Annotated in this window: 8 protein-coding genes and 1 CRISPR repeat array (1 of these 9 only partly in view); of the genes, 6 read left to right on the top strand and 2 right to left on the bottom strand. The window is 68.6% G+C overall.

Annotation, left to right across the window (positions count from 1 at the left end):
- Positions 1 to 62: 62 nt before the first annotated feature.
- Positions 63 to 1,025, bottom strand: a complete 963-nt coding sequence (locus tag VZL07_RS13260; RefSeq protein ID WP_426755879.1) for an SWIM zinc finger family protein — start codon at positions 1,023 to 1,025, stop codon at positions 63 to 65.
- Entirely contained in the window at positions 1,022 to 4,003 is a 2,982-nt protein-coding gene (locus VZL07_RS13265) for a DEAD/DEAH box helicase (protein ID WP_426755880.1), read from the bottom strand. Before VZL07_RS13265 ends, VZL07_RS13260 begins: the two co-directional genes overlap by 4 nt.
- A 1,242-nt stretch (positions 4,004 to 5,245) precedes the next feature.
- Here VZL07_RS13265 and VZL07_RS13270 point away from each other — a divergent pair.
- The 6 genes from VZL07_RS13270 (at position 5,246) to VZL07_RS13295 (ending at position 11,499) form a co-directional block, all read left to right on the top strand.
- A complete protein-coding gene (locus VZL07_RS13270; RefSeq protein WP_426755881.1) occupies positions 5,246 to 5,986 on the top strand; it encodes a DUF6484 domain-containing protein in 741 nt (246 codons plus the stop codon).
- A gap of 10 nt (positions 5,987 to 5,996) precedes the next feature.
- The gene (locus tag VZL07_RS13275) at positions 5,997 to 7,292 is read left to right on the top strand and encodes a TIGR02270 family protein (protein ID WP_426755882.1); all 1,296 of its coding nucleotides are present in this window, start codon (positions 5,997 to 5,999) and stop codon (positions 7,290 to 7,292) included.
- A gap of 14 nt (positions 7,293 to 7,306) precedes the next feature.
- Entirely contained in the window at positions 7,307 to 8,431 is a 1,125-nt protein-coding gene (locus VZL07_RS13280) for a DUF2169 family type VI secretion system accessory protein (protein WP_426755883.1), read from the top strand.
- Positions 8,428 to 9,492 carry a hypothetical protein gene (locus VZL07_RS13285; RefSeq protein WP_426755884.1) on the top strand — a complete coding sequence of 355 codons (1,065 nt, stop codon included), beginning with the start codon at positions 8,428 to 8,430 and terminating at the stop codon, positions 9,490 to 9,492. The genes VZL07_RS13280 and VZL07_RS13285 overlap by 4 nt, the downstream gene beginning before the upstream one ends.
- The gene (locus VZL07_RS13290) at positions 9,492 to 10,592 is read left to right on the top strand and encodes a PAAR-like domain-containing protein (protein WP_426755885.1); all 1,101 of its coding nucleotides are present in this window, start codon (positions 9,492 to 9,494) and stop codon (positions 10,590 to 10,592) included. The genes VZL07_RS13285 and VZL07_RS13290 overlap by 1 nt, the downstream gene beginning before the upstream one ends.
- A 379-nt stretch (positions 10,593 to 10,971) precedes the next feature.
- Positions 10,972 to 11,499 carry a hypothetical protein gene (locus tag VZL07_RS13295; RefSeq protein ID WP_426755886.1) on the top strand — a complete coding sequence of 176 codons (528 nt, stop codon included), beginning with the start codon at positions 10,972 to 10,974 and terminating at the stop codon, positions 11,497 to 11,499.
- 75 nt (positions 11,500 to 11,574) lie between these two features.
- Positions 11,575 to 16,427: a CRISPR direct-repeat array (repeat unit 36 nt; unit sequence GTGCTCAACGCCTTCCGGCATCACGGCGAGCGCGAC) (it continues 1,290 nt past the right edge of the window).

Consider the following 16,427-nt stretch of genomic DNA (forward strand, 5'->3'; position numbering starts at 1 on the left):
GGCGCCGCTCGCCGCCCCCCCGGGCCTTGCGCCAGGGGCTTCCCATGCCCCCTGGGCGGGCCTCAGCGCCGCTTCCGCCTCCCTTGCGGCGCCTCGTCTCGCGCGTCCGCCTCTTCCGTTTCTCGCAGCGCGATGCGCCGCGCCGCCTCCGCCGCTGCGCGAACCCGTGGCGCGAGCACGTCCCCGGGCGCGCCCTCCGCGCTCCATGACGCCGGCGCCCCGAGCTGCCGCAGCACCGCGCCGTGGACGGCCGGCGCGTCGAACGAGAAGCTCAGCGTCGGCAGCGGTGCGCGCGGCACGTCATAGCCGGCCCGCGTCAGCTTGCCCGGCTTCACGCTCGGGACCTCGGGGGCCACCGCCTCGGCGACCGGCGCCGCGCGCTTCCGCTTCGCCGCCCCGCGCGACTTGCCCGTCGTCCCAGCCGGGCTGCCCCCACGCGTGGCCCGCAGCGCGTCCAGCACCTGCGCCTTTGTCCTGCCACGCAGCTCGAACAGCAGGAACGGGTCGCGGTCCAGGGCCTCGCCCAGCACATAGTGCGTGGCGGCGACGTGCTTGCACGGGTCTCCCCAGTCCGGGCACGTGCAGTCCGTCACCAGTTCCTCGCGGCTTGACGGGAAGAGACTGACGCCCGCCGCGCGGAAGACCGCGTCGATGTCCTGGGGCATCGTCCCCGCCAGCAGCTCCGCGGCGTACTGCGCCTTGCAGGCCATCCCCGCGATGGCCTTCCTCCAGACGCCCTCGTCGTGCTGGCCGAGCGTCAGCGAGACCGTGTAGGGCGTCGGCCGCGAGCCCGTGACTCGCGCGGTGACCTTGCCGCCCCGGATGACCAGGTCATGCGTGCGGCCCGCGCGCGCATACGTCCGGCCCCGGGCCAGCCGCCCCGAGTCCCCCCGCAGGACGCGCTCGAGCGCCTCCAGCCAGCGCTGGCCCCACCAGGTGGCGCCGGCCTTCTTCATCTTGATGCCGTGCTCGGGCGGCGGACGCTTCGGCGCGGACGTCCAGCCCATGAAGTCCCAGCGGCTCATCGCGCCACCGCCTTCGCGCTCGCGCGCCCTCGGCGCCGCGAGGCGCTCACCCGCGCGCGCTCCGTCTCACCCTCGCCCTCGTCCGCGACGGCGCCCTCGGACAGCGAGAACAGCTCGCGCAGCGCCGCCGTGTCCAGCTCGGTCACCCAGTGCTCCCCGGTGCCCACGACCTTCTCGGCGAGCTGGCGCTTCTGCTCGAGCAGCCGGTCTATCTTCTCCTCGACGGTGCCCGCGCACATCAGCTTGTGGACCTGCACCGCGCGCTTCTGGCCAATGCGATACGCGCGGTCGGTGGCCTGGTCCTCGACAGCCGGGTTCCACCAGCGGTCGTAATGGAACACGTGGCTCGCCGCCGTCAGGTTGAGGCCCGTGCCGCCGGCCTTGACGGACAGCACGAAGACGCGCGGGCCGTGCGCGTCCTCCTGGAAGCGCCGCACCATCTCGTCGCGCGCCTTGCGGGACGTGCCGCCGTGCAGGAACAGCACCTCGTGGCCCAGGTGCTCCGCCAGGTGCGCCATCAGCATGTCCCCCATCTCCCGGAACTGCGTGAAGACGAGCGCCTTGTCCCCGGTGGAGAGGGCCTCCTCGAGCATCTCCGTCACGCGCGCCAGCTTCCCCGAGCGCCCGGGCACGGGCCCGGACTCGCCGAGGTACTGCGCCGGGTGGTTGGCGATCTGCTTGGTGTACAGTAGCAGCGCGAGCACGCGGCCCCGGCGCGATATGCCGTCGGACGCCTCGATGCGCCGCAGCTCCTCGTCCACCACCGCCTTGTAGAGCGTGGCCTGCTCGCGCGTGAGCGTGCAGACGACCTTCATCTCGTTCTTGGCGGGCAGGTCCGCGATGATGGCCGGGTCGCTCTTGAGGCGGCGCAGGACGAAGGGGCCGACGATGCGGCGCAGCCGGTCCGCGGCGTCCTGGCTGCCATATCGCTCGATGGGCAGCGCCAGCTCGCGCCGGAACGTCTCCAGCGGCCCGAGCAGGCCGGGGTTGGCGAACTCGAGGATGGACCACAGCTCCGCCAGGCGGTTCTCCACCGGCGTGCCCGTGAGCGCGAAGCGCTGGCTGGCGCGCAGCGCACGGGCCGCGCGGGCGGTGGCCGACGCGGCGTTCTTGATGTTCTGCGCCTCGTCGAGCACCACCGCGGCCCAGTCCACGCGCGCGAGCAGCGCGGCGTCCCGGCGCAGCAGGCCGTACGTAGTGAGCACGAGCGCGCCGGGCTCGCGGGGGAAGTCGCTCTCCTCGCGGGCGCGCTCGGCGCCGTAGTGCGGCGTCAGGGGCAAGGTGGGGGCGAAGCGGGCCATCTCGCGCTCCCAGTTGCCCACCACGGAGGTGGGGGCCACCAGCAGCGTGGGGCGCACGTCGTGGGGCGCCTGCTCGAGCCGCCGCAGCAGGAAGGCCAGCACCTGCACCGTCTTGCCCAGGCCCATGTCGTCCGCGAGGCAGGCCCCGAGCCCCAGCGAGGCCAGCGTGTCCAGCCAGTGCAGGCCGCGCGCCTGGTAGGGCCGCAGCGTGGCGCGCAGCGCGCGGGGAGCGTCCTGGGCCGTGGCGCCGCCTGAGCGCAGCCGGCGCAGGCGATCCTCGAGCGCCCCGGTGGCGACGACGGTGACGGGGAGCTCGCCGTGGCGCGTCTCGCCGAGCAGGGACACCCGCACCGCCTCGCTCAGCGACATGCGACCGGGGCCCTGGGCCAGGTGGCGCTGGATGGCGTCGAGCTCATGGGGATCCACCGCGACCCACTCGCCGCGGAAGCGCACCAGGGGCGCCTTGCGCTGGGCGAGCAGCGCCAGCTCCTGGGCGGAGAGGGGCTGGTTGCCCAGCACGGCGTCCCAGTCCACGCGCAGCAGCGCGTCCAGCCCCAGCCCCGCGGCGCCGTCGACGACCCCGGCGACCTTCGTGCCCGTGCCCACGCGCAGGCGCAGGCGCAGGCGGCGCCGGCCCGAGGTGGTGAGCTCGCCTGGGACGATGACGCCGAAGCCCGCGTCGGCGAGCACGCGGGCCCCCTCCGAGAGGAACGTCCACGCGGTGTCGGGCTCGAGCAGGAGGGCCTGGGGGCGGGGGCTCTCGAGCACGAGGGCCAGCGGCGGGAAGAGCCGCGCCGCGCGGCCGAGCGCCTCGAGCAGCGACTCCTGGGGGTCACGGAAGGCGCGGCCGAGCTTCTCCAGGCTGCGCCCGCGCGTCTTCCAGACGTCCGCGGCCGGGACGAGCAGGCTCGGGTCGTCCGGGGACTGGAGGTGGAAGCTCAGCGCGAAGGGCTCGCGGTCCGCCTTCGCGGGCTCCAGCCGGAAGCAGGCGCGCAGCTTGTCCCGAGCGCCGAGCGCGGGCTCGCTCCAGCGCGTCAGCTCGTCGACGACGGCGCGCTCGGCGAAGCCCTCGGGTGCGAAGTCGCGCCGGTCGCCGGTGAGCGCCTCGTTCCAGCGCGTCTCCCACGAGGACGCGCGCCGGGCCCGGGCTGGCAGCGTGGGAGCGCCGCGCGCCGCGCGCACGAAGGCGTCGACGGTGGCGTCGAGGAAGGCGCGCAGCAGGGCATCCGGCGCCCAGACGGCGAGGTCTCGCCCGGAGCCCACGGGGACGGCGTGCGAGCCGGGCGGCATGCTCCGGGCGAGGGCGGCGACGCGGCTGGCGTCCTCCGTGGCGGAAAGCGCCGCCGCCCAGCGCGCCTCGATGCGCTCGCCCCGCCGGAGGAGCGTGGGCACCACACGCTCGCGCGCCACCAGCTCCAGCGCGAGCTTGCTGGCCAGCGTCCACAGGGCGAGGGAGCCAGGGAACGACTCGACCTCGGAGGCCCGCGCCACCGCGAGCTGCTCGACCGTGGCGGCCAGGGGCAACCCGCGCCCCTCGCACTCGCGCAGGCCCTCGGGCGTCACGAGCGGCGCGGAGGCGCGGGCGCCCGCCTTCGACAGGCGGGCGAGCGAGCGAGGCAGCGGCGCCTCGCCCCAGAGGAACAGCGTCTCGGCGTCGGGTAGGAACACGAGTGGCATCGGCGAGAATGTAGCCCCTGCGCCAGCGAGCGGGGCCTGTCAGCGGCGCTCGGCTGAGCTTCGGGAGAGTCGGCACCCAAGCCAGGGTGAGCCTCGGCACCTCCCCTTCCACCGCGCCCGCTCACCCCTTCCAGCTCCCGAGGTGATTGATGTCGCGCAGCTTCCACCGTTAGAAGGACCCGCGCCGCGACGAAGCCCCAGGCCGCAGGTCCTCCAATCTCACCCCTCGAGCAACGGAGCCCTGGTGCTGGCCAACTGGGTCACCGGCACCGCATATGCCCGCGCACGCGAGTGCCGTTTCTCTTCGTGTAGCCGCTCACCCAATGACAGTTCCCGGAGCTGTGCCTTCCACTGCCTGAAACGGAGGGAGAGCTCGTGCTTGTCGAGGGCTTCGGCGCCGTAGGGGTAGACGTAGACGTCGGAGTCGCTGAGGAGAAGGCTTCCGCCTTCTTCGCACGCGCATACTCGTGCGTCCGCCGCACCTGCTCAATGTCTGCGGTACGTGACGTGTCGCATAGCGCTTGGTCTGGCTCGTCGGGCTGGCCGGCAACGGGTGGGTTCCTTGCAAGGAAGGCAATCGCGGACCCGCGGACTCTGGCTTCCGCTTCAGACTTCTCAACGACACGCGCGCATGCCCGCGCTCGCTCGGGGTGGACCGCTGCGAGGACATATGCCGCGCGCGCCCGCGCCTCGAAAGCAGCAGGAGCGTCTGGAGTGCGAGCAATGAGTCCCTCGTACACCACGAGGGCTTCAGCGGGCTGCTGAGCCTCTTCGAGGGCAGCTCCACGGCGCAGGTATGGGTCTACCTGGGCAACACACGCCGTCAGCAGCAATGCGGCCGCAATGAGAAGCATGCGCCCCATGGAAATCACAGCAGTGCGATTCACTTACGTCCCCCTATCAACCACGGCTGCCGAGTCCGGGGGGGATGTCCCGGTCAGGCCGCAACGTACCGCACGATAGCAATGTGGCGCCGGAGGTCACCGAGGGACACCACCCACTCAGGGAGGGGGCAGAGTTGACCCTGCCGCCGCCACTCGTTGAAATCGTAGATAGCGCGGCCGGGCGACAACTGCGCCGCAACGCTCGGCGCGAGCTCGGCACCGCCATTCACATTCACACAAAGCACGACTCGTGCATTGCGCGTCAGCCCGGGCCAGCAGGGCTGAGATATAATGACAAGCGAGGCGGTTTGAACCGCTGCGCGCCATGGGGCTGCATTTCGAAGAGGGGGGAGTCTCCGTGAGTCACCTGTTAGCTTTGCACGCCACTTCCTCCGAGGTGGCGTTGGAACCGCTCTGGGAGAGCTGCCTGGGGCATATCGTCGGGACGGACGGCGAAGGCCGGCCCGTGGTGGACTTCGACGGCAATCCGGTGGGCCCTCGCGTGGCACGCAAGGCCGTGCGGTTGGACGCTGAGGGGATTCAGGCGGCCGTCGAGTCACGTCAGCCGGTGGAACTCCGCTTCGAGGAGGGAGACCCGCGGCTCCCCATCATCACGGCGTTGCGGCCCGTTGCTCCGCGGGCTTCACATTCGGATGCAATTCCGGACGCGCGGGTTGAGGCCGCCGAGTCGCCCACTCACATCATCCAAGGCCGGGACGGGCTCGTGCTGCGCTGCGGGGACGCTGCCGTCACCCTGCTGCGTAATGGGAAGGTCTCCCTGAAGGGGGCGTCCGTCGAAACATCGGCGGAGGGCACCGTGCGCATCAAGGGCATGGCGGTTCAAATCCACACGCCGGGTAGGCTGGGCGCCCGAGGGGGCCAGGCCGAAGCAGAAGGCCATCCAGCGGCAGGTCCCCGCTCTGGTGACGACGCGGCGGACATCCAGGTCATCCAAGGCAGGGAGAGCCTCGTCCTACGGTGTGGCAGGGCGCGCCTGACGCTCCTGCGCAACGGGCGAATCCTGCTGGAGGGGACCTCCGTGCAGACGTGCGCCAAAGGTGTCGTCCGTCTCCAGGGCGGCTCCATCCGAATCAATTAGGGGGCGTGCCATGGTGTTGGAGGACGTGCTGGAAGAGCACCTGGACGAGGCCGCTTTCCGGTGGCTGCAATGGGAGCGAGCCCTGGAGGCGCCGGACTTCACCCTCTCGGACGTGGCGAGACAGGAGGAGCAGTTGGCGGCGCACCTGCATGGACTGGTGCTGGGCGGCGCGGAGGCCGCCGAGTCCTTGCTCTGGCCCGCCCTGGACTCCGGAGACGCAACGCGAATCACCGCTGCGGCTTATGCGTTGCTGGGCCAGGGGCACGTCCAGGCCGTCCTCAACTTCATGGCCGGTGAGGCGCTCGAAGCGAGGGCGGCTGTCCGACGCGCGGTGGAGTTGAGTGCGGCCCCCAACCTGGGGGAGCACCTGCTCCCGCTGCTGAAGCGGGAGGACGTCTCCTTCCAGGCCCAGCTCCTGGAGGCGCTGGCCTTCCGGCACGAGGCGTCTCCTGAATTGCTTGCGGAGTCCTTCCTCCATGATGAGCCGGAGGCGCGAATGGCGGCGTTACGCGCCAGCCCGCCTCTTCCCGAGGCCACATTGCGCCGGCTCCTCCCTCGACTCCTGGAGTCCGAGCACCCGGGGATTCGCGCCGCGGCCATGGAGGCCGGGCTGACTTCGGGGGCGCGCATGGCCTGGGAGGCCTGCCGCCAGGCGGTGCGCGCGTGGAATGCCCACACGCCCCAGGCCATGGTGCTGCTCGCCCTCTTCGGCACCGACGCCGACACGGCCCTGCTGGTGGACCTGCTGGGGGCGCGGGACATGCGCCCGCATGCCCTCTGGGCCCTGGGCTTCAGCGGGCGCCTCGGAGCCATGGAGGCCTGTCTGGCGCTTCTGGAGGACCCCCTGGTGGCACGGCTGGCGGGGGAAGCCTTCTCGGCCATGACGGGCCTCCAGTTGGAGGGCCTCTATGCCCTCCCTCCCGGAGAGCGGCCCGAAGGAGCGCCGCTGCCACCCGAGCTTCAGGAGGACCTGGACGCCGACCTGGTGCCCAAACCCGAAGATGCCCTGCCCTGGCCGTGCATTGGCGCGGTGAGGTACTGGTGGAAGGAGGCCCGCCCTCGCTTCCATGCGGAACGACGCTACCTGAACGGCCAGCCCCTCGAGGGCCCCGTGTTACTGGAGGCCCTCACGCACGGCCCCATGCGGCGCCGGCACGTGCTGGCACGCGAGTTGGCCATTCGCAGCAAGGGCCAGCACCGCATTCCTACTCGGGCCTTCACCCAGCGCCAGTGGGCGGCACTGGCCCAGGCCCGCGTGGCCTGCGAGCACCTGAGACTCTTGCCCCTGGAGCGCACGCTGCGCTGACTCGAGGAGACGCCATGCAAATCAGCGAGAACACCACGGGCATGTCCGCGGGCCTCTCCGTTGCGACGGACGCCCAGGCCCGCGAGCACTGCGTCGTCGCCGTCAAGGGCACCTTCCTCATGGATGGCCGCGGCGAGCCCCAACTGGCGGAAGTGCAACGTCCAGTGGCGTACACGGACGAGCACCACGGGGCCCCCGAAACGACGAGCCTCCTCCGGGAGAATGACTTCGCGTTGACGAAGCCCCTGGTAGACCTCCTCGTGCTGGGCCATGCCGTCGCACCGCACGGGCGCGCGACGGAAGCGATGTTGGTGCGCGTGGAGATGCCAGGGCGGCACAAGGACATCCGCGTCACGGGGGACCGCTACTGGGACACGGGGATGATGGGCGTGAAACCCACGCCTCCCAAGCCCTTCGTCCGCATGCCCCTGCGCTACGAGCTCGCCTTCGGTGGGGTGGACACCTCCCACCCGGAGCCGAAGCACCACGGTGCGGAGCTGCGCAACCCGGTGGGCAGAGGCTTCCGGCAGAACCCGCGCGCCGCGGATGCGGTGGGGACGCCGCTGCCCAACCTTGAGCACCCCCGGCACTTCCTCGACAGGTGGGATGGGAAGACGGTGCCGGTGGGCCTGGGGCCCGTGGAACGTGGCTGGCAGCCTCGACTCGCCCACGCTGGAACCTATGACGCGCGCTGGCTCGCGGAGGATTACCCCTTCCTCCCTCGGGACTTCAACCCGCGCTACTTCCAGTGCGCGCCCGAGGACCAGCAACTGCCAGCCTTGCGAGGCGGAGAGGTGTTTCGATGCCTGGGCCTGGCCGAGTCCGGCCCCTGGGCAGTAACGCTGCCGCGCCTCCAGGTGCCGGTGGCCTTCCGCTTCCGCGAGTCCGACGTCCGCGCGGAGGCACGCATGGACACGGTGGTGCTCGACGCGGATGCGCGCGAGGTGGTGGTGACATGGCGGGCCTCCGTGCCGCTGGGCAAGAAGCTCTCCCTCCTTCGCGAGGTGCAGGTGGGCCTGCCACGCCCCAGCGTGAAGGAGGGGCCGGTGAGATACCTGCGCGGCAAGCCCTACTTCCGAGGGCTGGGTGCCCTGGTTTCCTGGAGGCAGCGCGCGCGGCGGCCGGGAGGGCCGTCATGAGCGCCACGCCCCTGTACGTCGCCGCCGCGGGCATGGCCTGCCCACTGGGACTCAGCGCCGAGTCGGCCGGGGCCGCCCTGCGCGCGCGGATGAACCGCTTCAAGCGGAGCCGCTACCACGACGACGATGGGGCGCCCATTGTCCTCTCGGAGGTGGCGACGCTCGCCCCCGAGCTGCGGCGTGAGGAGCGCGCCCTGGGGCTGCTGGGCATGGCGGTGGCAAGCGCAGTGCGTGGGCTGGAGGAAGCCGAGCTCGCCCAACTGCCCTTGCTGGTGGGCACGTCAGCGCCGGAGCGTCCAGGCGGTGTCCAAGAGGTGTTTCCCCGGGCACTCGAACACCTTCAGCAGGGACACGGGCTTCGGCTGGAAGGCGCCTTGTCTCGAAGCCTGGCCCTGGGGAATACGGCGGGACTCCGGGCGCTGGCCGAAGCCCGGCTCCTGCTGGCCCGTCACCCGCGGCTTCCCGGCTGCCTGGTGGCCGCGGTGGACAGCTTCATCAACGCCTCGAGTCTCGACGGACTACGGCGACAGGGGCGGCTGCTGCGCCCGGACAACTCGGACGGAGTGATTCCCGGCGAGGCCGCCGCCTGCCTCCTGGTGACGCGCAGGCCGCGTCGCGACGACGCATGCCCCCTGCGACTGGCGGGCCTCGGCTTCGGCCAGGAGCGGGCCACACTGCAGTCGGACGAGCCGCTGCGCGGGCTGGGGCTCGCGCAGGCCTACCGGGAAGCCCTGGCTGAAGGCGGTATCGACGTGGCCGAGGTGGACTTCCGCGTCGCTGACGCCTCCGGCGAGGGCTATGGCTTCAAGGAGCTCTCCCTGGCGCTCTCGCGGTTGCTGCACACGCGCAGGGAGTCCACGCCCCTGTGGCTCCCGGCGGAGTCCCTGGGGGAGACAGGGGCCGCCTCGGGCCTGGTGGCCCTGGCCTGGGCCTCAATGGCCATGTGCCACGGGTATGCGCCCGGCCCTCGGGCCCTCATCTCCACGTCCGACTCGGCCGGGGGGAGAGCAGCGGTACTCTTGCGCGGTCCTGACACGTACGCTCCACGAGGGATGCCCTGATGAAGGTATTCGCCAATGGCAACGAGGTGGCCTGCGCCGACGGGGACGGGAAGGTGGTGGCGGCCTTCCCGGACGTGTGCATGAGCCCTCCCCCACCGCCAGCGGGGCCGGTACCGGTGCCCTACCCGAACACCTCCTTCTCCCGGGATATGAAGCAGGGCAGCAAGCGCGTCACCATCAACGGCAAGCCCGTCATGCTGAGGGATGAGTCCTATTACGCGAAGTCCCCGCTGGGGAACGAGGCCGCCACCCGCAACTTCGGAGCGGGCCTCATCTCCCACCAGATTACGGGGAAGACGCACTTCATCTCCTGGTCGATGGATGTCCATTTCGAGGGCAAGAATGTCCCCCGGCATATCGACCTCACGACCTCCAACCACGGCAGCAACGCGAACAACGCCGTCGCCACCCCCAACCTCGCGCAGAGCGCCACGGGAAGTCCGGACCAGGCCACCTTCAACGCCTGCCCGTGTTGTAACGGGCCACTCCACGAGAACCAGAAGGACCCGGTGACTGGACAGCCCTTCGAGACAATTCCGGAGCTGGAATTCTACGGGCGTATCGCGCAGTACCGGATGAGCCGACGCGCGGAGATGCAGGGCCTCCTCCAGCAGGTCGCGGAGGGCAAGATGCCGATGCCGCCCTGGGCCAACAAGCTCGATGCGAAGTCCGGCCTTCCCGTCAAGGACAACATCATCCGCATGGGCGATGACTGCGAGCGCGACTTCAAGAAGCTCCAGGAACTCCGACAGCAGCACCCCAACTGCCCCAACGTTCACAACCCTCCGGACCAGGGGTGCGGCGTCCACTTCAAGGTTCTGCAGCCTGGGCTGGCAGGAGATGCCAAGCACCCTAAACGCTGGGCAACTGCGCGAGAGCAGTCAATCAAAGAATGGAAGAGCAAGGGATACAAAGTTCCAGATGACGACAAGGTAAATCACAAAACGCCGGCTGACGCCGGGGGCTGCCCCTTCTCCCTGCAGAACCTTGTCCCCACCGCAGTTCTCCATGGCGAATGCCTGGAAATCGAAGATACCCAGACTCGGATTCAGAACATGCTTCCACCCAACAACAATGAACGAACCAAGTTGTTTGGGTGAAACCATGCGACCATCCTACCTTCGCGAGACCCTTCTCATTTCGGGGGACACATTTCATTTCTCTTCCCCTCCCCCTTCCGACATTGCGGACTTACGTCACCTCGCTAGCGATGACTCCTGGCGCGTTCTCGCTTGCGTCCTCGCGAATCTCCAGCAAGGCAGGTTCGATGTTTCACGAAGGCTCATTGGGCTGATGCGCGAAAGGCGAGATGCGGAGATATGGAATGCCTGCACCCACCTATTGTCTTATGCGGCTCCATATTCCATTATTCGTGAGCTTGAGGCTGTTTCTGAGAGTCTTCTTGAGCCGACCAGACATAGCCCCTATACCCGGCAATACTTCTGCGTAATTCTCTCATGCTCGGCTGGCGTTTGGAGTGTGCCCCATCTGATTCGCCACTACAGGGGATTGAATAATCGCGAGGTTGAGAATGACGTTGAATACAATCTCTCGCAGGTACTGGAGGCTGAGCCAGGACCTATTCTAAGAGGGCCGCAAGTGCTGTGGGAATCCAACGGATTGCCTCCTCCTTTCGAGGAATCCACCCCCGTCTTCCTGACAGAGGAGTACCTCAGCCTGATTGAAGACACCTTTCAGGGGCTCGTTTCCAGCCAGAGGCTCTACGAGCAAGAGGCGCTTGTCGAAGGGGAGCGGTTGAATATCCGAAACGTTGCCCAGCGCCTCCTGGTTCGGGTGCAGAGCGGCACGCATCCGGATCGTATCGAGATGGGGAGGATGCTCCTCGAGGCCACCACCGGATTGAATTGCCGCGCCTTCTTCGACGATTCCGGCCGGCTAAGAAGCCTCACTGCGGCGGCAATCATTGAAGAGTATCTCGAACGGGGAGACGTAGACAGGTACCAGCCAGGCGTCCGCTACTTCTTCGGCCATCGAATTCCAGATTGAGCGCGCCTGGTTGCAAACGCCGGACGGTGGGGCGAGCGGGACCGTGCCGGGTGTGGTGATGGTGCTGGAGCACAGGTGCTCAACGCCTTCCGGCATCACGGCGAGCGCGACCGGGCTGAACTCGACCCGAACGCGCCTGACTACGAGTGCTCAACGCCTTCCGGCATCACGGCGAGCGCGACGCGGCGGCCCACGTTTGGTGGCGGAACGAAACCCCCGAGCGTGCTCAACGCCTTCCGGCATCACGGCGAGCGCGACCAGTATGGTGCGGATGCCGCTCACCTTGAGCAGCGGTGCTCAACGCCTTCCGGCATCACGGCGAGCGCGACTGCGAGGGCTACGAGGAGTTCGGGCGGGAGGGCAGGTGCTCAACGCCTTCCGGCATCACGGCGAGCGCGACCACAAGCGCATCCGCATCGGCGACGACGCCTACGAGTGCTCAACGCCTTCCGGCATCACGGCGAGCGCGACCCTATTCGGCGGAACGCCACGCCGAGTTGACGCAGAGGTGCTCAACGCCTTCCGGCATCACGGCGAGCGCGACAGAAAATTCTCTTTTGAAATTTCGTGCAATTGATTGGTGCTCAACGCCTTCCGGCATCACGGCGAGCGCGACCGGTCATCGAAGGTGAGTAGGAACCGCGGCGTTTCCATGGTGCTCAACGCCTTCCGGCATCACGGCGAGCGCGACGGAAGTGTACTTGTACCTGGACAGACGACCTGGAGTGCTCAACGCCTTCCGGCATCACGGCGAGCGCGACCCCCGCATCATCGTGACTCTGGACGATGGAGAGGAGTGCTCAACGCCTTCCGGCATCACGGCGAGCGCGACCATCGGCACGCCTCCTGCTCTTCCAACTGTCGTGGGTGCTCAACGCCTTCCGGCATCACGGCGAGCGCGACCCGTGAAGATGTACCCGAACAACACCGCAACTGCCGGTGCTCAACGCCTTCCGGCATCACGGCGAGCGCGACGAGAAGAAGACTGGTGCGGCACTGAGAAGGTGCTGGTGCTCAACGCCTTCCGGCATCACGGCGAGCGCGACGGCAGCAGACCAGCCCGAACCGCGTCTCTGGCTCGTGGAGTGCTCAACGCCTTCCGGCATCACGGCGAGCGCGACTCGAAACGGCACTGGAGGACGTCGCGGACACGGGTGCTCAACGCCTTCCGGCATCACGGCGAGCGCGACCGCTGTACTGCACCAGCAGGCTGTCCAGCAGGTATTGTGCTCAACGCCTTCCGGCATCACGGCGAGCGCGACTGCTGACGCCGTGGTACAAGCCGCCGCCCAGGTGCCCGTGCTCAACGCCTTCCGGCATCACGGCGAGCGCGACTGACGCCCTGGAGAATGTATGGCCCTCGCGACTGAGTGCTCAACGCCTTCCGGCATCACGGCGAGCGCGACCCGCGTTGCTGGCGCACCCAGCGTGGGCGGGCAGGTGCTCAACGCCTTCCGGCATCACGGCGAGCGCGACTTCGACAAGTACTGCCGGGTGGCGGACAACGTCTGCGAGTGCTCAACGCCTTCCGGCATCACGGCGAGCGCGACCAGCGAGTAGTTGGAAGCATGTTCTACGAGAACATGAGTGCTCAACGCCTTCCGGCATCACGGCGAGCGTGACTGACCCGGACCTCTTCGCCCGCTTCGCCGCCGCCCAGGTGCTCAACGCCTTCCGGCATCACGGCGAGCGCGACTGGTCTACGAGTTCTCAACCACCAGCGAGAAGGTCATGTGCTCAACGCCTTCCGGCATCACGGCGAGCGCGACCATTCTACGGCGAGAAAGTTACGGTTGCTGGGAGGTGCTCAACGCCTTCCGGCATCACGGCGAGCGCGACCTCCAGCACGCCACCGAAGTTGCGGACGGCGGTCAAAGCCGCGTGCTCAACGCCTTCCGGCATCACGGCGAGCGCGACGCAAAGGCGCCCACGGCCCACCCGAGCGTCGAGGGTGCTCAACGCCTTCCGGCATCACGGCGAGCGCGACCCGCCGCCCTTGGGCTTCTCCTGGTCGTCCTCCTGTGCTCAACGCCTTCCGGCATCACGGCGAGCGAGACGAGACCACCGAGGAGGTGATGCCGCCGCTGGCGGTGTGCTCAACGCCTTCCGGCATCACGGCGAGCGCGACGTTGGGGACCTCGGGGAAATGAAGTTGGCTCCGTGCCAGTGCTCAACGCCTTCCGGCATCACGGCGAGCGCGACGACTTCTCGAAGTTCAACCTGCCTCCCCTCCCCAAGGTGCTCAACGCCTTCCGGCATCACGGCGAGCGCGACACCACGGCCTCGTGAGAACCTACTAGAGCGCATGTGCTCAACGCCTTCCGGCATCACGGCGAGCGCGACCCAGGTGTCGATGGCCTCGCGCGCCTCGCGCCCCGTCGTACTCAACGCCTTCCGGCATCACGGCGAGCGCGACGCCACCGTGCGCCGCACGGGGTTCCGCTCTGAACGCTAGTGCTCAACGCCTTCCGGCATCACGGCGAGCGCGACGATCGACTGGGACGCAACTGTCCCGCGCACGATGAATTGGTGCTCAACGCCTGCCGGCATCACGGCGAGCGCGACGGTTGGTGGTGATGATGGTCGGGCGGCAATCCCGTGCTCAACGCCTTCCGGCATCACGGCGAGCGCGACCGGAGAAGGTAGCGGCGTTGAACGCGGTGCGCGCGGGTGCTCAACGCCTTCCGGCATCACGGCGAGCGCGACGTCATACCGCTACCAATACAACTGGGCGTCACAAGGTGCTCAACGCCTTCCGGCATCACGGCGAGCGCGACGAAGGGGACGGAACTCTTTGGCAGCGATGCTGGACTGTGCTCAACGCCTTCCGGCATCACGGCGAGCGCGACCTCTTCTCTCGCTTCAACCTGCCCGAAGGAATACGTGCTCAACGCCTTCCGGCATCACGGCGAGCGCGACCCGCGAGGGCTTCCGCGTCCACCAGGTGGCCCGGGACGTGCTCAACGCCTTCCAGCATCACGGCGAGCGCGACGGGGGTCATCCCCGCGCAGTACATGTGGATTGTGGTGTGCTCAACGCCTTCCGGCATCACGGCGAGCGCGACTGACCTGAGAGCCGAATAATCCTGTCTGGCTTTGTGCTCAACGCCTTCCGGCATCACGGCGAGCGCGACACAAGTCGCTTATCTGGGCGCCCAAGCCCGGTCTAAGGTGCTCAACGCCTTCCGGCATCACGGCGAGCGCGACGACATGTGACGATTGTAGAGAAGTCGTGACTGTACAGGTGCTCAACGCCTTCCGGCATCACGGCGAGCGCGACTGAGCACCGCGCCGGTAATGAGGGTGCAGACGAAGGAGTGCTCAACGCCTTCCGGCATCACGGCGAGCGCGACCTGCATGGATGGCAAGTGCGAGTGCGTGCAGTTGTGCTCAACGCCTTCCGGCATCACGGCGAGCGCGACGGACGGGAGGGCAGGAAGGATGGCACCTATGCCTGGTGCTCAACGCCTTCCGGCATCACGGCGAGCGCGACTGACCACCACGCGTTGGCACTCGGTCCAGATTCTTGCGTGCTCAACGCCTTCCGGCATCACGGCGAGCGCGACCCGTCATCGCTGAGAAGCGCGCCGCGAAGGACTAGTGCTCAACGCCTTCCGGCATCACGGCGAGCGCGACAGCGCCGCTACTACGTGCCGTGCCCCCACTGCGGCCAGTGCTCAACGCCTTCCGGCATCACGGCGAGCGCGACGACCAGACGGCGCTCCTCATGGAGCGCGAGCGCCGGTGCTCAACGCCTTCCGGCATCACGGCGAGCGCGACGCCTTGCCGCCTCCCGGCTCAGGAGTATGAAGCGGGTGCTCAACGCCTTCCGGCATCACGGCGAGCGCGACCAGGGACAGTACCAGTTGGAGCAGGCGCAGCAGGGGTGCTCAACGCCTTCCGGCATCACGGCGAGCGCGACAGTCCGCGCCCGGCGTCCTTCTGGGCGAGAATGTCCTCGTGCTCAACGCCTTCCGGCATCACGGCGAGCGCGACCAACACCTACGGAGACGGTTTGCGAGCGACTCAGCAGGAGGCGTGCTCAACGCCTTCCGGCATCACGGCGAGCGCGACCTCGGCGGGCGCGTCAAAACCGTACTTTTCACTCGTGCTCAACGCCTTCCGGCATCACGGCGAGCGCGACAGGGACGCAGAGAAGGAGCGCGAGGAGGACCAAGGCGTGTGCTCAACGCCTTCCGGCATCACGGCGAGCGCGACCCCTGAGCCTGCACCTGCGCGAGTTGGGCATCGAGGTGCTCAACGCCTTCCGGCATCACGGCGAGCGCGACCGTCACTGAACACCGCGTCTCTACAGCGGACGGAGAGTGTGCTCAACGCCTTCCGGCATCACGGCGAGCGCGACACAGGGCTCGGCCTGGAGAATCCTGGAGGTCCTCGGGGTGCTCAACGCCTTCCGGCATCACGGCGAGCGCGACACCACCGAATTGATTCGCAGCATCCGCAGGCACACGCAGTGCTCAACGCCTTCCGGCATCACGGCGAGCGCGACATATGGCCGCGTATGCCCTCGCCGCGCGGGGGCAGTGTGCTCAACGCCTTCCGGCATCACGGCGAGCGCGACCACAGAGGGCTCTCAGATGTCGGTGAGTCCTCTGTGCTCAACGCCTTCCGGCATCACGGCGAGCGCGACACGGCGCTGACAGGGGGTGTCCAATGACGACGTTTGCAGCGTGCTCAACGCCTTCCGGCATCACGGCGAGCGCGACGCTTCGTCCGATTCCGTGGCAAGGATACTTGCCTGTGCTCAACGCCTTCCGGCATCACGGCGAGCGCGACCAAGGCGATTCCGCCGCAGTCCGGGGCGGCCAAGTGCTCAACGCCTTCCGGCATCACGGCGAGCGCGACGCCGCCGTGCAAGTGCGCTCCGTGTGCGGCGGCCCGTGCTCAACGCCTTCCGGCATCACGGCG

It is taken from the genome of Pseudomyxococcus flavus (genome assembly GCF_050038885.1).
GTDB lineage: Bacteria > Myxococcota > Myxococcia > Myxococcales > Myxococcaceae > Myxococcus > Myxococcus flavus.